Origin of the sequence: Streptomyces paradoxus, from assembly GCF_014202475.1 — a bacterium.
In the GTDB taxonomy this organism is placed as follows: Bacteria; Actinomycetota; Actinomycetes; order Streptomycetales; family Streptomycetaceae; genus Streptomyces; species Streptomyces paradoxus.
The window spans coordinates 234,298-256,734 of sequence record NZ_JACHGV010000002.1; the positions used below are offsets into that span (position 1 = coordinate 234,298).

23 protein-coding genes are annotated in these 22,437 nt (G+C 69.6%); 12 read left to right on the plus strand and 11 right to left on the minus strand.

Going from position 1 to position 22,437, the window contains the following annotated elements; translation table 11 throughout:
* Nucleotides 1-15: 15 nt before the first annotated feature.
* The 6 genes from HNR57_RS06050 to HNR57_RS06075 form a co-directional block, all read right to left on the minus strand.
* Nucleotides 16-753 (minus strand): TerD family protein, encoded by a 738-nt coding sequence (locus HNR57_RS06050; RefSeq protein WP_184558833.1) that lies wholly within the window; start codon nt 751-753, stop codon nt 16-18.
* A gap of 128 nt (nt 754-881) precedes the next feature.
* Nucleotides 882-2,027 carry a DUF475 domain-containing protein gene (locus HNR57_RS06055; protein ID WP_184557300.1) on the minus strand — a complete coding sequence of 382 codons (1,146 nt, stop codon included), beginning with the start codon at nt 2,025-2,027 and terminating at the stop codon, nt 882-884.
* A 125-nt stretch (nt 2,028-2,152) separates the two neighbouring features.
* A complete protein-coding gene (locus HNR57_RS06060; RefSeq protein ID WP_184557303.1) occupies nt 2,153-2,728 on the minus strand; it encodes a TerD family protein in 576 nt (191 codons plus the stop codon).
* Between the two features lie 139 nt (nt 2,729-2,867).
* Nucleotides 2,868-3,443, minus strand: a complete 576-nt coding sequence (locus HNR57_RS06065) for a TerD family protein (RefSeq protein ID WP_031131329.1) — start codon at nt 3,441-3,443, stop codon at nt 2,868-2,870.
* A gap of 146 nt (nt 3,444-3,589) precedes the next feature.
* Nucleotides 3,590-4,048 carry a peroxiredoxin gene (locus tag HNR57_RS06070; RefSeq protein WP_102908925.1) on the minus strand — a complete coding sequence of 153 codons (459 nt, stop codon included), beginning with the start codon at nt 4,046-4,048 and terminating at the stop codon, nt 3,590-3,592.
* 105 nt (nt 4,049-4,153) lie between these two features.
* On the minus strand, nt 4,154-4,591 hold the full coding sequence (locus HNR57_RS06075) for a DUF3052 domain-containing protein (protein WP_062926619.1): 438 nt from the start codon (nt 4,589-4,591) through the stop codon (nt 4,154-4,156).
* Nucleotides 4,592-5,009: 418 nt separating this feature from the next.
* Here HNR57_RS06075 and aceE point away from each other — a divergent pair, with 418 nt between their 5' ends.
* On the plus strand, nt 5,010-7,757 hold the full coding sequence (gene aceE / locus HNR57_RS06080; protein ID WP_184557306.1) for a pyruvate dehydrogenase (acetyl-transferring), homodimeric type: 2,748 nt from the start codon (nt 5,010-5,012) through the stop codon (nt 7,755-7,757).
* Between the two features lie 70 nt (nt 7,758-7,827).
* Nucleotides 7,828-8,574: a potassium channel family protein gene (locus tag HNR57_RS06085; protein WP_246554311.1), complete on the plus strand. Its 747-nt coding sequence runs from the start codon at nt 7,828-7,830 to the stop codon at nt 8,572-8,574.
* 65 nt (nt 8,575-8,639) lie between these two features.
* Here HNR57_RS06085 and HNR57_RS06090 read toward each other — a convergent pair whose 3' ends face one another.
* Both HNR57_RS06090 and HNR57_RS06095 read right to left on the minus strand, forming a co-directional pair.
* On the minus strand, nt 8,640-8,948 hold the full coding sequence (locus tag HNR57_RS06090; protein ID WP_184557309.1) for a small hydrophobic protein: 309 nt from the start codon (nt 8,946-8,948) through the stop codon (nt 8,640-8,642).
* A gap of 235 nt (nt 8,949-9,183) precedes the next feature.
* Nucleotides 9,184-10,809, minus strand: coding sequence for an MFS transporter (locus HNR57_RS06095; protein ID WP_184557312.1), 1,626 nt, complete (start codon nt 10,807-10,809; stop codon nt 9,184-9,186).
* A gap of 115 nt (nt 10,810-10,924) precedes the next feature.
* Between HNR57_RS06095 and HNR57_RS06100 the strand changes: the two genes are divergently transcribed.
* The 3 genes from HNR57_RS06100 to HNR57_RS06110 all read left to right on the plus strand — a co-directional run bounded on the left by HNR57_RS06100 (nt 10,925) and on the right by HNR57_RS06110 (nt 13,757).
* The gene (locus tag HNR57_RS06100; protein ID WP_246554312.1) at nt 10,925-11,557 is read left to right on the plus strand and encodes a TetR family transcriptional regulator; all 633 of its coding nucleotides are present in this window, start codon (nt 10,925-10,927) and stop codon (nt 11,555-11,557) included.
* Between the two features lie 73 nt (nt 11,558-11,630).
* Nucleotides 11,631-12,839, plus strand: coding sequence for an alpha/beta hydrolase (locus HNR57_RS06105; RefSeq protein ID WP_184557315.1), 1,209 nt, complete (start codon nt 11,631-11,633; stop codon nt 12,837-12,839).
* A 66-nt stretch (nt 12,840-12,905) separates the two neighbouring features.
* On the plus strand, nt 12,906-13,757 hold the full coding sequence (locus tag HNR57_RS06110) for a DUF4429 domain-containing protein (RefSeq protein WP_184558839.1): 852 nt from the start codon (nt 12,906-12,908) through the stop codon (nt 13,755-13,757).
* Nucleotides 13,758-13,835: 78 nt separating this feature from the next.
* On the opposite strand, the gene HNR57_RS06115 is transcribed toward HNR57_RS06110, so the two are convergent.
* On the minus strand, nt 13,836-14,852 hold the full coding sequence (locus tag HNR57_RS06115; RefSeq protein ID WP_184557318.1) for an aldo/keto reductase: 1,017 nt from the start codon (nt 14,850-14,852) through the stop codon (nt 13,836-13,838).
* Nucleotides 14,849-15,313, minus strand: coding sequence for a MerR family transcriptional regulator (locus tag HNR57_RS06120; protein WP_184557321.1), 465 nt, complete (start codon nt 15,311-15,313; stop codon nt 14,849-14,851). The genes HNR57_RS06115 and HNR57_RS06120 overlap by 4 nt, the downstream gene beginning before the upstream one ends.
* 162 nt (nt 15,314-15,475) lie before the next feature.
* On the opposite strand from HNR57_RS06120, the gene HNR57_RS06125 reads away from it, so the two are divergent.
* A complete protein-coding gene (locus tag HNR57_RS06125) occupies nt 15,476-15,883 on the plus strand; it encodes a GNAT family N-acetyltransferase (RefSeq protein WP_184557324.1) in 408 nt (135 codons plus the stop codon).
* An 18-nt stretch (nt 15,884-15,901) separates the two neighbouring features.
* Nucleotides 15,902-16,717, plus strand: coding sequence for a serine hydrolase domain-containing protein (locus HNR57_RS06130; protein WP_184557327.1), 816 nt, complete (start codon nt 15,902-15,904; stop codon nt 16,715-16,717).
* Here the strand turns inward: HNR57_RS06130 and HNR57_RS06135 are convergent.
* On the minus strand, nt 16,714-17,370 hold the full coding sequence (locus tag HNR57_RS06135) for a pirin family protein (protein WP_184558841.1): 657 nt from the start codon (nt 17,368-17,370) through the stop codon (nt 16,714-16,716). The genes HNR57_RS06130 and HNR57_RS06135 overlap by 4 nt on opposite strands.
* 61 nt (nt 17,371-17,431) lie before the next feature.
* Between HNR57_RS06135 and fasR the strand changes: the two genes are divergently transcribed.
* The 5 genes from fasR (at nt 17,432) to fabF (ending at nt 22,366) form a co-directional block, all read left to right on the plus strand.
* On the plus strand, nt 17,432-18,637 hold the full coding sequence (fasR, locus tag HNR57_RS06140; protein WP_184557330.1) for a fatty acid biosynthesis transcriptional regulator FasR: 1,206 nt from the start codon (nt 17,432-17,434) through the stop codon (nt 18,635-18,637).
* 89 nt (nt 18,638-18,726) lie between these two features.
* Nucleotides 18,727-19,659, plus strand: a complete 933-nt coding sequence (locus HNR57_RS06145; RefSeq protein WP_184557333.1) for an ACP S-malonyltransferase — start codon at nt 18,727-18,729, stop codon at nt 19,657-19,659.
* A gap of 16 nt (nt 19,660-19,675) precedes the next feature.
* Nucleotides 19,676-20,677 carry a ketoacyl-ACP synthase III gene (locus HNR57_RS06150; RefSeq protein WP_184557336.1) on the plus strand — a complete coding sequence of 334 codons (1,002 nt, stop codon included), beginning with the start codon at nt 19,676-19,678 and terminating at the stop codon, nt 20,675-20,677.
* An 81-nt stretch (nt 20,678-20,758) separates the two neighbouring features.
* Nucleotides 20,759-21,007: an acyl carrier protein gene (locus HNR57_RS06155; RefSeq protein ID WP_003989952.1), complete on the plus strand. Its 249-nt coding sequence runs from the start codon at nt 20,759-20,761 to the stop codon at nt 21,005-21,007.
* An 87-nt stretch (nt 21,008-21,094) separates the two neighbouring features.
* Entirely contained in the window at nt 21,095-22,366 is a 1,272-nt protein-coding gene (gene fabF / locus HNR57_RS06160; protein ID WP_184557339.1) for a beta-ketoacyl-ACP synthase II, read from the plus strand.
* Nucleotides 22,367-22,437: the final 71 nt, after the last annotated feature.

Genomic DNA, 22,437 nt, shown 5'->3' on the forward strand with positions numbered 1-22,437 from the left:
GTCACGGCCGCGCGGTCAGCGGTCGACCTTGGTCTTGTAGCCCCGCCCCCACTGCAGTCCCCACCCGTACAACCGGTCGAGCTCGGCCTGGAAGCCGTAGACGAACTTCGCCTCGCGGCGGACGATGATCTCGTTCTTCACCTTCTCGATCATGACGACGGCGCAGGAGCGGGCCTGCGGCTGGCGTTCGTCGAGGTGGATCTCGACGCGGGGGCCGTTGCTCGGGTAAAGGGTGACGATGGCGTGCGCGCGGTCGAAGGCGGGCGTCTGGTCGTAGATGTAGACGAAGACCAGCAGCCGCTTGATGCTGTCGCGGTGGTCGAGGTTGATGTACATCGTCTCGCCGGACGCGGAGCCGAAGCGGTCGTCGCCGCTGAGCTTGACGTACGGCGCGGCGTTGGTGTCCCCGAAGTAGCCGCCGAGGGGCTGGACGACGCCCTTGCTGCCGTCCTGGAGCTCGTAGAGGCAGCCGAGGTCGAGGTCGACGTTGACCATGCTCTGGCTGTGGCCGACGACCTCGGGGGGCTTGAGGGCCCGGAAGGGATGGCGCAGCAGGCTCTCGCGCTGGGAGCCGCCGAAGTCGGAGGTGCGCATCCGCCAGCTCAGGTTGACGCGCAGATGGCCGGTGGCCGCGCCCTGTTTGGTCAGTGATATCTGCGCGCGTCGCTTGGTCAGCTCGATCGCGTTGGTCGACGCGTCGCCCGAGTCGAACTGCGCCTCGCGCCCACGCCGAAGTCCGTCGAACAGGCCCATTCCGCCCCCACGTTCACTCGGAGACCGCAGGTCATCACCGTACCCACGGCCCATGACGACCGACGGGGCGGCCGCCGAGGAGTCCTCGGTGGCCGCCCCGCACAGAGCGTTCCTCACCCGGAGGGGTGTCACACCCCGGACGAGACCTCAGTCTTCGAGTCCGAGCCGGCGTCCCCCTCGGCCGCCGCGATGGCGCGGTTGCGCCGTACGGAGGACCAGAAGGAGGCACCGATCAGGACGACCCCGATGAGGCCGGTGATGATCTCGTTGATCTCGTACCGGATGGTGACGAGCAGGATCGCGGCGAGCGCGCCGATGGCGTAGTGCGCGCCGTGCTCCAGGTAGACGTAGTCGTCGAGGGTGCCCTGGCGGACCAGGTAGACCGTCAGCGACCGGACGTACATGGCGCCGATGCCGAGGCCGAGGGCCATCAGGACGATGTCGTTGGTGATGGCGAAGGCGCCGATCACGCCGTCGAAGGAGAAGGACGCGTCCAGGACCTCCAGGTAGAGGAACATGAAGAACGCGGCCTTGCCCGCCACGACGACCGCGGAGCGCGGCTTGCCGGCGCGCACCGCTTCTTCCTCCTGCTCGTGCTCGCGTTCCTCCTCCTCTTCGAGCTTGTCCTCGAAGTAGCCGGAGAGACCGCCCACGATCATGTAGGTGATCAGGCCCGCGATGCCGGAGAGCAGGACCGTCTCCGCCTTGTCGACGTGGGTGCCGCCGTGCTGGTGGGCGTGGGTCGCGAAGGTCATGGCCGAGATCAGCAGGACGATCAGCGCGATGCAGACCGACAGCATGTCGACCTTGCCGAGCTTGGCCAGCGGACGCTCCAGCCAGCCGAGCCACTTGATGTCCCGGTCCTCGAAGATGAAGTCGAGGAAGATCATCAGCAGGAACATGCCACCGAACGCGGCGATCGCCGGGTGCGCGTCGGTGACCAGCTGCTGGTACTGGTCCTTGTCGGTGAGCGCGAGATCGACGGCCTCGATCGGCCCGAGCTGGGCGCTGATCGCGACGATCACGACAGGGAAGATCAGCCGCATGCCGAAGACGGCGATCAGGATGCCGATCGTGAGGAAGATTTTCTGCCAGAAGGCACTCATCTTCTTCAGGATCCCGGCGTTGACCACCGCATTGTCGAAGGACAGCGAGATCTCGAGGACGGACAGGATCGCTACGACACCGAACGCGGTCCACCCTCCGTAGAAGACCGCTGCGACCAGGCCGAGCGCGGTGACCGCGAACGACCACCCGAAGGTTTTCAGAACCACTGGCTACCCAATCGTGTGTGTACGGGGCTCCCCCGCGCCGTACCCGGCTTTACGAACTTTTGAAGCCGAAGTCTAGTCGGGCCCCCTCCGCACCCCACTGGCCCCTGGATTTTGCTCATAACGCGTTATGAGACGTTGACCCCGAAGTCCAGTGCGATGCCCCGCAGCCCCGACGCGTACCCCTGCCCGACGGCCCTGAACTTCCATTCGCCCTGATAGCGATAGAGCTCGCCGAAGATCATCGCGGTTTCCGTGGAGGCGTCCTCGCTGAGGTCGTAGCGGGCGAGCTCCTGGCCGTCGGCCTGGTTGACCACCCGGATGAAGGCGTTGCTGACCTGGCCGAAGGTCTGGCCGCGCTCGTCGGCCATGTGGATCGAGACGGGGAACACGATCTTGTCGCACCCCGGCGGCACCTTGGGCAGGTCGATCAGGAGCGACTCGTCGTCGCCGTCGCCCTCGCCGGTGAGGTTGTCGCCGGTGTGCTCGACCGAGCCGTCCGGGCTCTTGAGCTGGTTGTAGAAGACGAACCACTCGTCCCCGAGCACGCGCCCGTTGCTGCACATCAGGGCGCTGGCATCGAGGTCGAAGGGTGCTCCGGTGGTGGAGCGCGCGTCCCAGCCGAGCCCGACCAGCACCTGAGTGAGGTTGGGTGCGGCCTTGGACAGGGAGACATTGCCCCCCTTGGCGAGCGTGACGCCCATGATGCTGTCCCTCCCCTTGGGGCCACAGGCCCGGTGGTGTCACTGAGGTGGTCCTGCACGTCCGGCGCCGCACGTAAACCGTGCGGCGCCGGACAAGAAGGCCTTCGGGCCCTGTCGCCAGGGCCCGTGCGGTGGTGGTTCAGACGTTCACGCCGAAGTCCTGCGCGATGCCGCGCAGGCCCGAGGCGTAGCCCTGGCCGATGGCGCGGAACTTCCACTCCGCGCCGTGCCGGTAGAGCTCACCGAAGACCATCGCGGTCTCGGTCGAGGCGTCCTCGCTCAGGTCGTACCGGGCGATCTCGGCGCCGCCCGCCTGGTTCACGACGCGGATGAACGCGTTGCGCACCTGGCCGAAGGACTGCTGGCGGGTCTCGGCGTCGTAGATCGAGACCGGGAAGACGATCTTTTCCACGTCGGCCGGGACGGTGGCGAGGTTGACCTTGATCTGCTCGTCGTCGCCCTCGCCCTCACCGGTGAGGTTGTCACCGGTGTGCTCCACGGAGCCGTCCGGGGTCTTGAGGTTGTTGAAGAAGATGAAGTGCTGGTCGTTGCCGACCTTGCCGGAGTTGTTCAGCAGCAGCGCGCTGGCGTCCAGGTCGAAGTCCGTGCCGGTCGTGGTGCGGACGTCCCACCCCAGACCGATGATGACCGCGGTCAGGCCCGGCGCCTCCTTGGTCAGCGATACGTTGCCGCCCTTGCTGAGGCTGACTCCCACGAGTCCTCCATTGGTGTCCAGGGGCGGGATGCCCCGTTGTGCTCGGATGTCGGATCAACGAGTCGATCCTAGTGACGGGTTCCCGCCCCACCCAGGCCCTGAAGCAGGGAATTGAGCGGGTGTCGGGCGCGTGCCGCCCGACCGGGTCACAGGGAGTCGAGCGCCTTCACGTAGTCGTTCAGGTCGCGCGCGTCCGGCAGGCCGTTGACGACGGTCCACCGCACGACGCCTTCCTTGTCGATGACGAAGGTGCCGCGCACGGCGCAGCCCTTGTCCTCGTCGAAGACGCCGTAGGCCCGTGAGACGTTGCCGTGCGGCCAGAAGTCGGACAGCAGCGGGTACTCCAGGCCCTCCTGCTCGGCGAAGACGCGCAGGGTGTGGATGGAGTCGTTGGAGACGGCGAGCAGCTCGGTGTCGCGGTCGGAGAACTGCGGCAGGTTGTCGCGCAGCTCGCACAGCTCGCCGGTGCACACGCCGGTGAAGGCGAAGGGGTAGAAGAGCAGCACCACGTTCTTGCGGCCCCGGAAGTCGGACAGTTTCACGGCCCTGCCGTGGTTGTCCTTGAGCTCGAAGTCAGGGGCCTTCTCGCCGGCCTGGATCGCCATCGCTGTGGGTGTCCCTTCGTGGGGCTTTTCGGGTGGGACCACCCTACGCAGGCACCGGCACAGGCCGATGGGCGGGCCGACGGCGCCGGCCCGCCCGCGGTTCGACTACCGCTTGGACTTCGCGGCCTTGGGCGTGGCCAGCCGGCTGCCGCTCCAGTCCTTGCCGACGCTGACGCTCTTGGACGCCGTCAGACCCGCCGTGGTGGCGGCTTCCGAGATGTCGCTCGGCTCCACGTACCCCGAACGGCCGGTCTTCGGCGTCAGGAGCAGGATCGCGCCGCCCTCTTCGATGTACGTGGTGGCATCCACCAGCGCATCCGTCAGGTCGCCGTCGTCGTCACGGAACCACAGCACAACGGCATCGGCCACGTCGTCGTAGTCCTCGTCCACCAGGTCGGCCTCGATGATGCCCTCGATGGCCTTGCGGAGCTCCTGGTCCACGTCGTCGTCGTAGCCGATCTCCTGGACCACCTGCCCGGGCTGGAACCCCAGCCTGGCGGCAGGGTTCGTCCGCTCCTCCGCGTGGTCCGCGGTCGCGCTCACGGGTTGCCTCCTGATCATGTCTTGGGAATAACTCAGCCACGCGCGTGCGCGAAGCATTGGCCGTAGTCCACACGGGCGGGGCGGATCGCGCAAGTACCCGGCCGTTCAGACCGCCGAAACGGTGACGATCCTGGCCGTGTCACCGCAACTCCAGGCACACCATCATGGCCCCAGGTGACGCACACCACACCTTTCTGCCCCGTTTGGGCGTTTGGGAATCGTCTGTGGGTACGAGACTCGAAGGTATTCACCCCATACGTCACGGAGTCGATCTCACGTCTGGGTTACCGCTCGGTAGAGATGACGTTTCACGGCCGCGAGGTGGACCATGGGGAGCGGCGCGCCCCCCAGCGACGACGCCCCGGCGACGACAGCGAAACAGCGGCCCTCGCAGGCCCTCTGACAGGTAAGGAACAGCGTGGCTTCCGCATCCGATCGCAACCCGATCATCATTGGCGGCCTTCCGAGTCAGGTTCCTGACTTCGATCCCGAAGAGACTCAGGAGTGGCTCGACTCCCTCGACGCCGCCGTCGACGAGCGCGGCCGGGAACGTGCCCGCTACCTGATGCTGCGGCTGATCGAGCGGGCCCGCGAGAAGCGCGTGGCCGTGCCGGAGATGCGCAGCACGGACTACGTCAACACCATCCCCACCAAGAGCGAGCCGTTCTTCCCGGGCAACGAGGACATCGAGCGCAAGGTCCTCAACGCCACCCGCTGGAACGCGGCGGTGATGGTCTCCCGGGCCCAGCGCCCCGGCATCGGGGTCGGCGGGCACATCGCCACGTTCGCGTCCTCCGCCTCCCTCTACGACGTCGGCTTCAACCACTTCTTCCGCGGCAAGGACGAGGGCGACGGCGGCGACCAGGTCTTCTTCCAGGGGCACGCCTCGCCGGGCATCTACGCCCGCGCGTTCCTGCTGGACCGGCTCGGCGAGCAGCACCTGGACGGCTTCCGCCAGGAGAAGTCGAAGGCGCCGCACGCGCTGTCGTCGTACCCCCACCCGCGGTCGATGCCGGACTTCTGGGAGTTCCCGACGGTGTCGATGGGCCTCGGCCCGATCGGTGCGATCTACCAGGCGCGGATGAACCGCTACATGGAGGCGCGCGGGATCGCCGACACCTCCAAGTCGCACGTCTGGGCGTTCCTCGGCGACGGCGAGATGGACGAGCCGGAGTCGCTGGGCCAGCTGTCCATCGCCGCCCGCGAGGGCCTGGACAACCTCACGTTCGTCGTCAACTGCAACCTCCAGCGGCTCGACGGCCCGGTGCGCGGCAACGGGAAGATCATCCAGGAGCTGGAGTCGATCTTCCGGGGTGCCGGCTGGAACGTGATCAAGCTGGTCTGGGACCGCAGCTGGGACCCGCTGCTCGCCCAGGACCGCGACGGCGTGCTCGTCAACAAGATGAACACCACGCCGGACGGGCAGTTCCAGACGTACGCCACGGAGACCGGCGCGTACATCCGCGACCACTTCTTCGGTGACGACCACCGGCTGCGGGCGATGGTCGAGGGCATGACCGACGACCAGATCCTGCACCTCGGCCGCGGCGGTCACGACCACAAGAAGATCTTCGCGGCGTACAAGGCGGCCGTGGAGCACAAGGGCCAGCCGACGGTGATCCTCGCCAAGACGATCAAGGGCTGGACGCTCGGGCCGAACTTCGAGGGCCGCAACGCCACGCACCAGATGAAGAAGCTGACGGTCGACGACCTCAAGCGCTTCCGCGACCGTCTGCACCTGCCGATCCCGGACAAGGAGCTGGAGTCCGGCGTGCCGCCGTACTACCACCCGGGCCGGGACTCGGAGGAGATCCAGTACATGCACGACCGCCGCAAGTCTCTCGGCGGTTACGTCCCCACGCGCGTGGTCCGCTCCAAGCCGCTGGCACTGCCCGATGACAAGACGTACGCGACCGTGAAGAAGGGCTCGGGCCAGCAGTCCATCGCGACGACCATGGCCTTCGTCCGGCTCCTCAAGGACCTCATGCGGGACAAGGAGATCGGCAAGCGGTTCGTGCTGATCGCGCCCGACGAGTACCGCACGTTCGGCATGGACTCGTTCTTCCCGAGCGCGAAGATCTACAACCCGCTCGGTCAGCAGTACGAGTCGGTCGACCGCGACCTGCTGCTCGCCTACAAGGAGTCGCCGAACGGCCAGATGCTGCACGACGGCATCTCGGAGGCGGGCTGCACAGCCTCGCTCATCGCCGCCGGCTCGGCCTACGCCACACACGGCGAGCCGCTGATCCCGGTCTACGTCTTCTACTCGATGTTCGGCTTCCAGCGCACCGGCGACCAGTTCTGGCAGATGGCGGACCAGCTGGCCCGCGGCTTCGTCCTGGGCGCGACCGCCGGGCGTACGACCCTGACCGGTGAGGGCCTGCAGCACGCGGACGGCCACTCCCAGCTGCTCGCCTCCACGAACCCGGGCTGCGTCGCCTACGACCCGGCGTTCGGCTTCGAGATCGCCCACATCGTCAAGGACGGCCTGCGCCGGATGTACGGCGGCTCCGAGGAGCACCCGCACGGCGAGGACGTCTTCTACTACCTGACCGTCTACAACGAGCCGATCCAGCACCCCGCCGAGCCCGAGAACGTGGACGTCGAGGGCATCCTCAAGGGCCTCTACCGGTTCAGCGAGGGCACGGCCGGCTCGATCCCGGCGCAGGTCCTGGCATCCGGTGTCGCGCTGCCCTGGGCGATCGAGGCGCAGAAGATCCTGGCCGAGGACTGGAACGTCAAGGCGGACGTCTGGTCGGCGACCTCCTGGAACGAGCTGCGGCGCGAGGCCGTGGCTTGCGAGGAGCACAACCTGCTGCACCCCGAGGAGGAGCAGCGGGTGCCGTACGTGACGCGCAAGCTCGCGGACGCGCAGGGGCCGGTCGTGGCCGTGTCCGACTGGATGCGGGCCGTCCCGGACCAGATCGCGCGCTGGGTGCCGCAGACGTACCAGTCGCTCGGCGCGGACGGCTTCGGCTTCGCCGACACGCGGGGCGCCGCCCGGCGGTTCTTCCACATCGACGCGCAGTCGATCGTGGTGGGCGTGCTGACCGAGCTGGCGCGTGAGGGCAAGGTCGACCGCTCGGTGCTCAAGCAGGCCATCGACCGCTACCAGCTGCTCGACGTGTCGGCCGCCGACCCGGGGGCCGCGGGCGGCGACGCGTAGGACGCCGAGGGCGTTTCCTCGGGGCGGCACCCTGACCGGTGCCGCCCCTCGCGTTTCCTACCATGCATCCATGACGCTCCCGATGACCGCATCGACCACGCCGGCCCGTTGGGAGCGGCGTACCCAGGGCCCGCTGCTGGCGCTGGCCGTCGTGTTCGCGATCGCCTACGCCATACCGATCGTGGCGCCGCGGGCTCCGCAGGACGTGCTCACCACGTGTCATGTCGCCAACTGGGTGGTGTGGGCCGCTTTCGCCGCCGACTATCTGGTCCGCCTGTGGCTGGCAGAGGACCGGCTGCGGTTCGTGCGCGGCAATCCGCTGGCCCTGCTGGCCGTCGTGCTGCCGCTGGTCCAGCCGCTGCGGCTGCTGAAGCTGGTGTCGATGCTGTTCCTCGCCGGGCAGCGGGCGCGGATGGCTTCGCAGGTACGGGTCACCACGTACGTCGCGGGGTCGTGCCTGGGACTGCTCGTCTTCGGGGCGCTGGCCGTGCTGGAGGTCGAGCGGGACGAGCCCGGTGCCTCCATCCACACCCTGGGGGACGCGGTCTGGTGGGCGTTCACCACGATGACCACCGTGGGGTACGGGGACATGGCACCGACCACCGGCCTGGGGCGGATGCTGGCGGTCGGGCTGATGCTGTCCGGGATCGCGCTGCTCGGTGTCGTGACGGCGAACATCGCCGCGTGGTTCATCGCACGGTTCGAGAAGGACGACGTCGAGGAGCGGAGGCAGACCGAGGCGATCCGGGAGCTGACCGACGAGGTGCGGGCGCTGCGGGCGGAGTTGGCGGCGCTCAAGGGGACGCCGGCCGACTAGCGCATCGGGCACGAAGGTGGGCCCCCGGTCGCATCGCCGGAGGCCCTTCCCTCGCCGCACTCGGGTCAGAGCATGCCCATGCCCGGTGTGGCCGCTCCGGACAGCCAGATGATGGCCAGGAGCGTGTCGATGGCGCCCAGGACCAGGGCGACCACGGCCGCGGTGGGGCGTGCGCCCGACCATGTGCGGCCCATGGCGAGCCAGCCGCAGACCATCGCGGCGGGACCGAGGACGATCCCGAGCACGAAGAAGCCTGCAACGGCGCAGATGACTCCGATGAGTCCGAGCGTCGCGCGATCCGTCCCGGCCCGTGACCACGTCCGGCCACGTGAGCGGGGGTGCCTGCGCGTACCGTGTCCGAAGCTCGCCATCATCAACTCCCGTAAACCCTCGATCGGTTGGGGTTCGATTCGGGTACGACATGGCGAGTACCCCGTCAGCGCGCTTCAATCCCGCTGCCTGCGCGCTGCCCCCCTCCGGCAGCGCGCCGCAGCGTCCACCCTCCATGCCCTGCGGAGGACTTGACCCACTGTGACCTGCGGCGCGTACCGGAGGGGAGAGTTCGGCGGTGGTGTTCACCCGGATAGGCGAACGAGCCGCCGGGGAGCGTCAGATGTGCGCCGCGCCCGCACCGGCCTCCGCGTTCTCACCGCGCTTGGTGAGGAACGCGACCAGTACCGCCACCACGGCGACCCCGGCCGCGACGAGCGAGGCCGCGCTCATGCCCGAGATGAACGTGTCGTGCGCGACGCCCGTGATCTTCGCGGCGATCGCGTCCGGAGTGCCCGGCGCGAGCGGCGGGACGCCGACCTGGACGGCCTCGGAGGCCTGGTGCTTCTGCTCCGGGGTGAGCGGCGGGAGGCCCGCCTTCGCCCAGTTGCCGGCGAGGTCGCTGTTGACCTTGGAGGCCATGACGGCGCCCAGCACGGCCGTACCGAGGCTGCCGCCGATCTGCATGGCGGCCTGCTGGAGACCGCCCGCGACGCCCGAGAGCTCCATCGGGGCGTTGCCGACGATGACTTCGGTGGCGCCGACCATGACCGGCGCGAGGCCGAGGCCCAGCAGGGCGAACCAGAGCGACATGATGCCGCTGCCGGTGTCCGTCTCCAGGGTCGACATCCCATACATGGCGATCGCGGTGAGCGCCATGCCGCCCGCGAGCGGGACACGGGGACCGAACTTGGTGATCATCGCGCCGGCCAGCGGCGAGCCGACGATCATCATGCCGGTGAGCGGCAGCAGGTGCAGACCGGCGTCGATCGGGCTCATGCCGTGCACGTTCTGGAGGTAGAACGTCACGAAGAACAGGCCGCCCATGAAGGCGATGGCCATCAGCACCATCAGCACGACACCCGCGGACAGCGCCACGGAACGGAACAGCGCGAGCGGGATCAGCGGCTCCTTCACCTTCGTCTCCCAGAAGGCGAACAGCGCGAAGCACAGCACGGAGGCGCCGAGGAACCCGAGGGTCTTGGCGTCGCCCCAGCCCCACTCGGACGGCGGGGCCTTGATGAGCGCCCACACCAGGCAGAACACAGCGGTCGACAGCAGGGCGATGCCCAGGATGTCGAAGGAGCGCGGGGCGTTCTCGGCGCGGTGGTCGAGCAGGATCAGCACGCCGAGGACCACGGCGAGGACGCCGACCGGCACGTTGATGAAGAACACCGACTGCCAGTTGACGTGCTCGACGAGCACGCCGCCGAGGATCGGGCCGCCCGCGGTGGACGCGCCGATGACCATGCCCCAGATGCCGATGGCCATGTTCAGCTTCTCGGCCGGGAAGGTGGCTCGCAGCAGGCCGAGCGCGGCCGGCATCAGCAGCGCGCCGAACAGTCCCTGCAGGACGCGGAAGACGACGACGAACGCGATGCTGTCCGACAGGCCGATGGCGCCCGAGGCGGCGGCGAAGCCGACGACGCCGATGAGGAAGGTCTGCCGGTGACCGAAGCGGTCGCCGAGCTTGCCCGCGGTGATCAGGGAGACCGCGAGGGCGAGGAAGTACCCGTTGGTGATCCACTGGACCTCGGCGAAGGTCGCGCCGAGGTCCTTCTGGATCGCCGGGTTGGCTATGGCCACGATGGTGCCGTCGAGGGCCACCATCATGACCCCCACAGCGACGGTGATGAGGGTGAGCCAGGGGTGCCCTCGCAGCCCCTTGCCCGGCGTCGCGTCGGACGGCGTCGCCGGTACCTTGCCCCCCGGCCCCGTCGTGTCGATGGTGGTCTGACTAGTCATCCTTCGAGGCTAGTGACAGCCACTGACAATTGACAAACCAATTCACTAGTCGGTAACTGACACAACATCCCCGTATAGCCTGAACTGGGCAAACACTTCAGACGAGAGGCACGCCTTGAACCTGCGCGAACGCAAGAAGCGGCGCACCCGGGACGCACTGCTGCGGGCCGCGCTGGAACTCTTCGTCACGCGCGGGTACGAGGAGACGACCGTCGACGACATCGCCGCCGCCGTGGACGTCTCGCAGCGGACCTTCTTCCGGTACTTCGCCGGCAAGGAGGAGACGGCGTTCTTCGTGCCGCGCCTCGCCGAGACGCTCGTCGTCGAGGCGCTGCGCACGCGCCCGCCGGGCGAGGTGCCGCTGGAGGCGCTGCGCCGGGCCGTGCTGGAGAGCTGGGACGCGATCAACGAGGCCGTCGCGGAGCTCGTGCCGATCGACCTCCACCTGCGCGTCTACCGGGTGATCGAGTCGACGCCCGCGCTGCTCGCCGCCCATCTGCGGCGGTCGGCGGAACTGGAGGAGCAGCTCGCGTGCATCATCGCCGAACGCGAGGGGCTCGACGTGAACGCCGACCCCCGGCCGCGGATCGTCGTCGCCCTCTTCGGCGGGGTGATTCGTGTCACCGAGCGCCTGTGGTCCGCGGGGGACGACCTCACCCTCGACGGCATGCGCCAACTCACCACGACATACCTGGATCAGGTGGGTCCCGCACTGGCCGGGAACTGGCGCGCGGAGCAGTCCCCTTAGCGCATAAACCGAAACGTGATCCCGGTCACTTGGTTAACGCGAGACCCTCTCGTTCTCCTAGTGTGTCCTTTCAGTGACTTCCTTCGACACCTCCCCGCAACTGAACGTCTGGCGCGCACTGCTCGCTCTGGCCGTCGTCTTCGTGATGCTGGCGACCACCGGCTGGACGGCCCTGCGCAACCAGCGGGGCGCCACACCGCTCCAAGCCTCGCTCTCCGCCTGGGAGAACGGGCGGATCGGCGGGCACCGGCTGCCGGACCCGCAGTCCGAGCCGACGAGGCTGGCCCGCTTCTTCGCCTCGCTCACCGAGCAGGACCGTACGACCCTGGTCCGCAAGTACTCGCTCGCGGTGGGCAACATGAACGGCGCGCCGGTCGAGCTGCGCTACCGCGCCAACCATCTCGCGCTCGCGAAGGCGCGCAAGGTCGAGCGGGAACGCATGCACGACAAGCGCCTCACCCCGGCCGGACAGCACGAGGCCGGGCGCAGGATGCACCGCTTCGGGGACCTCATGGAGAAGGGCCGGCACATCCTGGCCTTCGACCCGGAGGGCTCGGGCCGGGTGGCGGAGGTCTTCGGCGACCTGCGCGAGGCGGAGCGGGTCTCGGTCGTCGTCCCCGGTGTCGACACCGACCTGCTCACCTTCCAGCGCACCCACCGCAAGTACGCGGCGCCCGTCGGCATGGCGAAGTCCCTGTACGCGGCCGAGCGGCAGGTGAGCCCCTCGACCCGTACGGCCGTCATCGCCTGGGCCGACTACACGGCACCCAGCGGACTCGGCATCGACTCGGCCACCGCGATGCGCGCCGAGGAGGGTGCCGTACGGCTGAACGCGCTGGTGCGGGCGCTGCCGGGCGGCTCGCCGGTCTCGCTGTTCTGCCACAGCTACGGCTCCGTGGTGTGCGGCGTGGCCGCGCACGCGCTGCCGGGCCGGGTGTCCGACATCGCCGTGGCCGGCAGCCCCGGCATGCGCGTCGAGAAGGCCGCCCAGTTGCAGACCAGCGCACGGGTGTGGGCGATGCGGGACTCCGACGACTGGATCCAGGACGTGCCGTACCTGGAGGTCGGCGGGCTGGGTCACGGAGCCGATCCGGTGTCCGCCGGGTTCGGGGCGCGGGTGCTGTCGGCGGCGGGTGCGAAGGGTCACGCGGGCTATTTCGAGCCCGGGACGGCAAGTCTGTTCAATTTCGCAGAGATCGGCGTTGGCGCATACCGCTCGGTGCACTGCGCGCACGAAGACGGCGTCTGCCGTACCGGTTTGTCCGGCACGGCGGCGGCCTGACGCGCGTAGAGGCGCAGAAATTGCGGTCTGCTCGGCAGGGGGACGGAGGAGCGCGTGCCGCATACGATGAGCCGCATGGGTGACGTACTGGCCGGATTGCATGCCGCCTGGGAGTTCGAGTCCGACTCCGTGCTCATCCGCTACGAACGGGGGATTCGAACACCCAAGCTCTTCCAGGCCCTCGGGGAACGCCGTGTGCCCCTGGAGGCGATCGCCGGGGTGACGCTGACCCGCGGGAAGCGCGGCACCGTCGTGCTGCGCGTCGAGCCGCGCCCCGGGGCGGACCCGTTGATGGAGGCGGCCGCCGGGCAGCTGAAGGAGAGCGGCGATCCCTACCGGCTGGTGCTGCCCGCCGACCGGGAGGTGCTCGCGGAGTACTACGCCGACGAGCTGCGGGCGCTGCTGACCGAGTCCGGGCCTGCGGAGCGGTTCCTGGTGAAGCCGCCCGAGGGGCCGTTGTCCTTCAAGGCGTACGACGGGAAGGCGACCTTCGACGGACGGACCGTGAACTTCCGGTGGTTCTGGACGGGGGCGTCGTCGGCGAAGTGGAAGGCCGGCGACCAGAGCTTCTCCGTCGGGGAGCTGAACGGGGTGGAGTGGCGGTCGCCGGAGGTCTTCGAGGGGCATTTGCGGCTTTTGCGCCGGGATGCGGAAGTGTCGGGGGCTCAGGCCGATCAGGATCCCGCGGCGGTGGTGTTCGGGCTGGGATACGGGCCGGTGCACGAGTCGCTGCCGTTCGCGGCCGCCGTGCTGGCGGCCGTGCGGTCGTCGAGTCCGGTGGCCGCCGTGCCCGCGCCGCGGCGGGACCCTGCCGACATCGCCGAGCGCATTCGTCACCTGGGCGAGCTGCATCAGGCCGGGTTGGTGACGGATGAGGAGTTTTCGGTCAAAAAGGCGGAGTTGTTGGCGGAGCTTTAGCGGGTGCGGGGTGCTGCGCGCCGGCGGGTGCGGGCCGCCTCTGGCCGGTCACGCAGTTCCCCGCGCCCCTGAAAACCCTTACTCGCGGCCCGCTGACGTGAACGCCATGTCCGCGTAGCGGTTGCCCGCCACCTGGGCCGCTATGCCGTCCAGCAGGTCCAGTTGCTCGTCGGTCAGGACGATGCCGGTCGCCGCGGTGTTCTCCTCCACCCTGGAGGGCTTGCGGGTGCCCGGGATCGGGACGACCGGGAGGCCGTGGATCGTCGCCTGCTGCTGGGTCCAGGCCAGGGCGATCTGACCGAGGGTCGCGTCATGGGCCTTGGCCACCGAGCGGATCAGCTCCAGCAGGGTCGCGTTCGCCGTGGCGTTGTCGCCCGTGAAGCGGGGCTGCTGGCGGCGGAAGTCACCGGCGCTCAGGTCCTGCTCGGCGTCGGTGAAGGAGCCGGTGAGGAAGCCCCGGCCGAGGGGTGAGTACGCGACGAGGGCCACACCCAGCTCACGGGCCGCGGGGACGACATGCGTCTCGATGTCCCGGCTGAACAGCGACCACTCCGACTGCACGGCGGCGATGGGGTGGACGGCGTGCGCGGCGCGCAGTTCGTCCGCAGTGACCTCGCTCAGGCCGAGGTGCTTGACCTTGCCCTCGCGGACCAGGTCGGCCATCGTGCCGACGCTCTCCTCGATCGGCACGTTCACATCGCGCCGGTGCATGTAGTAGAGGTCGATGGCGTCGACGTCCAGGCGCTTCAGGCTCGCCTCGACGGCCTGGCGGATGTAGGGCGGGTCGTTGCGGATGACCCGGCGGGTCGGGTCGTCCGGGGGTATCGACAGAGCGAACTTGGTCGCGATGACGACCTCGTCGCGGTGGGCCTTGAAGAACGGCGACAGGAACCGCTCGTTCTCGCCGGCGCCGTACGCGTCGGCCGTGTCGTAGAGGGTGACGCCCAGTTCGAGAGCCCGCTCCAGGGTGGCGCGGGAGGCGTCCGCGTCCGAGGGGCCGTAGGCGAAGCTCATGGCCATGCAGCCGAGGCCCTGGACACCCACCTCGGGGCCGTTGTCGCCGAGCCTGGCCGTCGTGATCCTGCCGTCCGTCATCGGGACCTCTCCGACGCCAGGGCCTGCCCGGCGTCCGCGTAGAAACTGATCTTCCGGTCGAGCACGGCGAGCGTGCCCCGGAGTTCGTCGATCCTGGCCAGGACGTCCTCGCGGGTCGTCTTCAGCAGCTGGAAGCGCTCGCCGTAGGTGTGGTCGCCCTCGCGCACCAGTTCCGCGTACCGGACCATGTCCGCGACCGGCATGCCCGTCAGGCGGAGCTTGCCGACGAGGTCGAGCCAGTCGAGGTCGCGGTTGGTGTAGCGGCGCTGGCCGGTGTGGGAGCGGTCGATGTGCGGCATCAGGCCGATGCGCTCGTACCAGCGCAGGGTGTGTGCCGTCAGGCCGGTGAAGGCGACGACCTCGCTGATCGTGTAGTGGTCGTCGCCGTCCGGGCGCCGGTTCTGCTGCGGCGGGCCGGCGCAGGTGTCGGTCCTGGTCCCCGTGGTCTCCATCACCGTCATGGCCCCAACGCTAGAACCTTGGAGTGCGCTCCAAGCAAGCGCCGACGGTAAGAAATCGGCAGGACGTTTCCTGATCCGGATGGTCAGCGTACGGACTCATGAGTGTCGTAACGCCGTGCCCTGCCCGCCGACGCGGAGGAAGTCCTGCGACTGCGCCAGGTCATGATCGACGCGGTGTTCGCCGCCGATCCGCCCATCGCCTGGCACGGGGAGTCGCTCCCCACGCTGAGAGCCAAACTGGGCGAGCAGGAAGGGGACTTCACGGCGTTCGTCGTCGACCACCCGGACCGGCCGGGGGCGCTGGCCTGCCTGGTGGCCGGGACGATCGACTACCGCATCGGCAAGCCGGGCGACCCGCACGGCATGGTGGGCTTCGTGTTCAGCGTCGCCACCGACCCGGACGCCCGGCGCCGGGGTTACGCGCGCGCCTGCATGACCACGCTCCTGGCCTGGTTCCGCGAGCGCGATGCCCGGCGCGTGCAGCTCACCGCCTCGCCGGAGGCCGAGCCGCTGTACGTCTCCCTCGGCTTCCGGCCCAAGCCCGACCCCTTGCTGGAACTCACGCTCTGAGCGCATAGGCTCGAACGCATGTCGCTGAAGAGCCTCGCCCTGATCGAGAACTGGCCGGTTCCCACCGCTGCGGCGGGTGTCGTACGAGCGGACGGCACCGTCCTCGGCACCCACGGGCCGGCCGGGCGGCGGTTCCCGCTCGCGTCGGTGACCAAGCCGCTGGCCGCCTACGCGGTGCTCGTCGCGTACGAGGAGGGGGCCGTCGAGTTCGACGAGCCCGCGGGTCCCACCGGGTCGACGGTCCGGCACCTGCTCGCGCACACCTCGGGCCTCGCCTTCGACGAGCACCGGGTCATGGCCCCGCCCGGGGATCGGCGGCTGTACTCCAACGCCGGCTTCGAGCAGCTGGGCGACCACGTCGCGAAGGCCACCGACATCCCGTTCGGGGAGTACCTGCGGCAGGCCGTGCTGGAGCCGCTGGGCATGACCTCGACGACCCTGGAGGGCTCCCCCGCCAAGGACGGGGTGTCGACGGTCGAGGACCTGCTGCGGTTCGCCGCCGAGGTGCAGGCCCCGCGGCTGCTGGACCCCCGCACGGTCGCCGAGGCGATGACCGTTCACTACCCGGGCACCAAGGGCGTCCTGCCGGGGTACGGCCACCAGAACCCCAACGACTGGGGGCTCGGCTTCGAGATCCGCGACTCCAAGTCCCCGCACTGGACGGGCTCGTCGTCCTCGCCGCGCACCTTCGGGCATTTCGGGCAGTCCGGTACGTTCCTGTGGATCGACCCGGACGCGGGCGCGGCCTGCGTGGCGCTGACGGACCGGGCGTTCGGCCCGTGGGCGATCGAGGCGTGGCCGGCGTTCACGGACGCGGTGCGGGCCGAGCTCTAGGCCGCGTTCATCTCCCAGATCAGCAGTTCCGCCTCGGTCAGGCCCTCGGCCTCCAGGCCCTTGGCGTCCGTGATCCGGGCCGCGTCGCCGGTGCCCAGTTCCTCGCCGTCCAGGCGGACGTCGCCGCGCACCACGTGCACGTACGCGTACGCCCCGTCCGGCACGGCCGTCCGCTCCCCGGGCCCGAGGCGCCGCACGTGCAGCATCGCGCCGGCCTCCGGGACGGCGTAGGGCGTCGAGTCGGCGATGCCGCGGACGACCTCGTAGGACGGGTCGCCGCCGGGCCGCAGCGGGGCCAGCCACATCTGGATGAAGGTCAGGGGCTCCGGGCCGTCGTTGCGCTCCACGTGCCGCACGCCGCCCGCCGAGCTGAGCCGCTGCACGTCGCCGTGCCGTACCACCGACTCGTGCCCGGTGGAGTCGCGGTGGGTCAGCTCGCCCTCCACCACCCAGGTCACGATCTCGGTGTGGCTGTGCGGGTGCTCGTCGAAGCCCGCTCCGGGCGCCAGCCGCTCCTCGTTGCACGCGAGCACCGCGCCGAAACGGAGGTTGTCCGGGTCGTAGTGGGCCCCGAAGGAGAAGGCGTGCCAGGTCTCGATCCCGGCCGCCGGGTCACCGCCGGGGTAGCGCTCACCGGCGCGCCGCATGTCCATCACGCGGTCCACGGTAGACCCGGCGGCCCACCTTCCCGTCCGGATAAGGCAGTCTTGTCCCGTGCCCGAACCCGAAACCAGCAAGAACGACGCCGCAGCCCACGACGTCCATCCGCATGCCGCGACGCTGAAGCGGCTGGAGAAGTCGTCCGGATCGCTCGCCGCGCAGGCCATCGCGCGGATGGACGAGACGCTGCCCTGGTACCGGGCCATGCCCCCGGAGAACCGTTCCTGGATCGGTCTGGTCGCACAGGCGGGTATCGCGGCGTTCACCGAGTGGTTCCGGTACCCGGACGCCCCGCAGGCCATCTCCACCGACGTGTTCGGCACCGCGCCGCGCGAGCTGACCAGGGCGATCACGCTGCGCCAGACCGTGGAGATGGTGCGCACCACCATCGAGGTCATGGAGAGCGCGATCGACGAGGTCGCGGCCCCCGGTGACGAGCGGGTGCTGCGCGAGGCGCTGCTCGTCTACGCCCGGGAGATCGCCTTCGCCACGGCGCAGGTGTACGCGCAGGCCGCCGAGGCGCGGGGTGCCTGGGACGCCCGGCTGGAGTCCCTGGTCGTGAACGCCGTGCTCAGCGGCGAGGCCGACGAGGGGGCCGTGTCGCGGGCCGCCGCCCTCGGGTGGAACTCGCCGGAGCACGTGTGCGTGGTGCTCGGGACGGCGCCCGACGGCGACAGCGAACTGACCGTCGAGGCCATACGGCGCGCGGCGAGGCACGCCAAGCTCCAGGTGCTCACCGGCGTGCTCGGCGACCGGCTGGTCGTCATCGCGGGCGGCAGCGACAACCCGCTGGCCGTCGCCAAGTCGCTCATCGGCCCGTTCGCGGCCGGACCGGTCGTGGCGGGCCCGGTGGTGCCCGATCTGCAGGCCGCGACCCGGTCCGCGCAGGCCGCCGCGGCCGGGCTGAAGGCGTGTTCCGCCTGGCAGGACGCCCCGCGCCCGGTCCTGGCCGACGACCTGCTCCCGGAGCGGGCGATGGCCGGTGACCCCTCGGCCCGTGAGCAGCTGGTGGAGGAGATCTACAGACCGCTGGAGGAGGCCGGGGCCGCGCTCCTGGAAACCCTCAGCGTCTATCTCGAACAGGCGAGCAGTCTGGAGGGCGCCGCCCGGATGTTGTTCGTCCATCCCAACACCGTCCGCTACCGGCTTCGACGTGTGACTGACGTCACCGGTTGGTCACCCTCCGATGTACGCTCTGCGTTCACACTGCGGATAGCGCTGATCCTGGGGCGTCTGGTCGATGGAGATCTCCAGCCCTAAGGTTTTGTCGAGGCTCGACAAAACCCCTCCGTGTTCTTCGTCCTTGTCCCCACGGGCGGCCGTGCCCGTCCCCAAGAGAGAGTGTGAGAGTGCTCGTACTCGTCGCTCCCGGCCAGGGCGCTCAGACGCCCGGCTTCCTGACCGAATGGCTCGACCTCCCCGGTGTTCGCGGTGCCCTCGAGGCCTGGTCCGACGCCGTGGGACTCGACCTGATCCGTTACGGCACCGAGGCCGACGCGGAGGAGATCCGCGACACCGCGGTGGCGCAGCCGCTGCTGGTCGCCGCCGGACTGGCGTCCGCGCGGCTGCTCTTCGACGACCCGGCCGACCTGCCCGCGAAGGTCGGTGCCGTCGCCGGGCACAGCGTCGGCGAGTTCACCGCCGCCTCGCTCTCCGGAGTGCTCCCGCACGAGGAGGCCCTCCGTCTGGTCCGCACCCGCGGGCTCGCCATGGCCGAGGCCGCCGCCGTCACCGAAACCGGTATGGCCGCGCTGCTCGGCGGCGACCCCGCCGTGACGGTTCCGCACCTGGAGAAGCTGGGCCTGACGCCGGCGAACATCAACGGCGCGGGCCAGATCGTCGCGGCCGGCACCAAGGAACAGCTCGCCGCGCTGGAGGCCGACAAGCCCGAGGGCGTGCGCAAGGTCGTCGCACTGAAGGTCGCGGGCGCGTTCCACACGCACCACATGGCCCCCGCGGTCGACACGCTGGCGAAGGCCGCCGAGGCCCTGGCGCCCGGCGACCCGAAGCTCCCCTACGTCTCCAACAAGGACGGGCAGGCCGTCGCCGCCGGCACCGAGGTGCTGGAGCGTCTGGTCGGCCAGGTCGCCAACCCCGTCCGCTGGGACCTGTGCATGGAGACCTTCAAGGGCCTCGGCGTCACGGCCCTGATCGAGCTGTGCCCCGGCGGCACCCTCACCGGCCTGGCCAAGCGGGCCCTGCCCGGCGTGAAGACGCTGGCCCTGAAGTCCCCCGCCGACCTCGACGCGGCCCGCGAGCTCATCGCCGAGCAGAGTGCCTGAGAAGGAGCCCGAGAGCATGGCGAAGATCAAGCCCAGCAAGGGCGCCCCGTACGCGCGCATCCTCGGCGTCGGCGGTTACCGCCCGACCCGGGTCGTGCCGAACGAGGTGATCCTGGAGACGATCGAGTCGTCCGACGAGTGGATCCGCTCGCGCTCCGGCATCGAGACGCGGCACTGGGCCTCCGACGAGGAGACCGTCGCCGCGATGTCGCTGGAGGCGTCCGGCAAAGCCATCGCGGACGCGGGCATCTCCGCCGAGCAGATCGGCGGCGTGATCGTCTCGACCGTCTCGCACTTCAAGCAGACCCCGGCCGTCGCCACCGAGATCGCCGACAAGCTGGGCACCGCCAGGGCCGCCGCGTTCGACATCTCGGCGGGCTGCGCGGGCTTCGGGTACGGCCTCACGCTCGCCAAGGGCATGATCGTCGAGGGCTCGGCGGAGTACGTCCTGGTGATCGGCGTCGAGCGGCTGAGCGACCTGACCGACCTGGAGGACCGCGCGACGGCCTTCCTGTTCGGTGACGGTGCCGGCGCGGTCGTGGTCGGCCCGGCGCAGGAGCCGGCGATCGGCCCGACCGTGTGGGGCTCGGAGGGCGACAAGTCCGAGACCATCAAGCAGACCGTGCCGTGGACGGACTACCGCGACGGGACGGTCGAGAAGTTCCCCGCGATCACCCAGGAAGGCCAGGCGGTGTTCCGCTGGGCCGTGTTCGAGATGGCGAAGGTCGCCCAGCAGGCGCTGGACGCGGCCGGGATCAGCGTGGACGACCTGGACGTCTTCATCCCGCACCAGGCCAACGTGCGGATCATCGACTCGATGGTGAAGACGCTGAAACTGCCGGAGCACGTCACGGTCGCCCGTGACATCCGCACCACCGGCAACACCTCGGCCGCCTCGATCCCGCTCGCGATGGAGCGGCTCCTGGCGACCGGAGAGGCGAAGAGCGGCGACACCGCGCTCGTCATCGGCTTCGGGGCGGGTCTCGTCTACGCCGCGACTGTCGTTACCCTCCCCTAGGCACTCCGTGCCGGATCATGCGATCCGGCACGGGCGGAAACACCTGCCACACCCTCTGAATATCTACGAAGGAGCGCCGACATGGCCGCCACTCAGGAAGAGATCGTCGCCGGTCTCGCCGAGATCGTGAACGAGATCGCCGGCATCCCGGTTGAGGACGTCCAGCTGGACAAGTCCTTCACCGACGACCTGGACGTCGACTCGCTGTCCATGGTCGAGGTCGTCGTCGCCGCCGAAGAGCGCTTCGACGTCAAGATCCCCGACGAGGACGTCAAGAACCTCAAGACCGTCGGTGACGCGACCGACTACATCCTCAAGCACCAGGGCTGATCGGCCGATCAGGCCTCTGGGCTGAACTGCCCCGCCACCCGGCGGTGGCGCCGCTTAATCCTCGGATCCGTTGGAGAAAGAATTCCCGTGAGCTCGACCAATCGCACCGTGGTCGTCACCGGTATCGGCGCAACCACACCGCTGGGTGGCGACGCAGCCTCTACCTGGGAGGGCCTGATCGCCGGACGTTCCGGCGTCAAGCCCCTGGAGCAGGAGTGGGCGGCCGACCAGGCCGTCAAGATCGCGGCCCCGGTGGCCGTGGAGCCGACCGAGGTCATCCCGAGGCCGCAGGCCCGCCGCCTGGACCGCTCGGCGCAGTTCGCGCTGGTCGCGGCCAAGGAGGCTTGGGCCGACGCCGGTTTCGAGGCCAAGGCCGGCGAGGACCCGAACATCGACCCCGACCGGCTCGGCGCGGTCATCGCCTCCGGTATCGGCGGCGTGACGACCCTGCTCGACCAGTACGACGTGCTGAAGGAGAAGGGCGTCCGCCGCGTCTCCCCGCACACCGTGCCCATGCTGATGCCCAACAGCCCGTCGGCCAACGTCGGACTGGCCGTGGGTGCCCGCGCGGGCGTGCACACGCCGGTCTCCGCCTGCGCCTCGGGCGCCGAGGCCATCGGCTACGCCATCGAGATGATCCGCACCGGCCGTGCCGACGTGGTCGTCGCGGGTGGCACGGAGGCCGCGATCCACCCGCTGCCCATCGCCGCGTTCGGCAACATGATGGCGATGTCCAAGAACAACGACGACCCGCAGGGCGCGTCGCGCCCCTACGACACCGCCCGCGACGGCTTCGTCCTCGGTGAGGGCGCCGGTGTCGTGGTCCTGGAGTCGGCCGAGCACGCCGCGAAGCGCGGTGCCCGGGTGTACGCCGAGGCGGTCGGGCAGGGCGTCTCCGCCGACGCGCACGACATCGTGCAGCCGGAGCCGGAGGGGCGGGGCATCTCGCACGCCCTGCAGAACCTGCTGGACCGCAACGACCTGGACCCGGCGGAGATCGTGCACGTCAACGCGCACGCGACCTCCACGCCGGCCGGGGACATCGCCGAGCTGAAGGCGCTGCGGAAGGTGTTCGGCGACGACGCGGACCACTTCGCGGTGTCCGCGACGAAGTCGATGACCGGGCATCTGCTGGGTGGTGCGGGTGGTGTGGAGACGGTGGCGACCGTGCTCGCGCTGTACCACCGGGTGGCTCCGCCGACGATCAACGTGGAGAACCTGGACCCGGAGGCGGAGGCGAATGCCGATGTCGTCCGTGGTGAGGCTCGGAAGCTGCCCGTCGAAGGACGGATCGCCGCGCTGAACGACTCGTTCGGGTTCGGTGGGCACAACGTGGTACTGGCGTTCCGGACCATCTGATCCTGAGCGTTGTCTGGCCCGAACTCCCTGAGGGGGTTCGGGCCATTCGCCGTTTCTGTGACGTTGTGTGC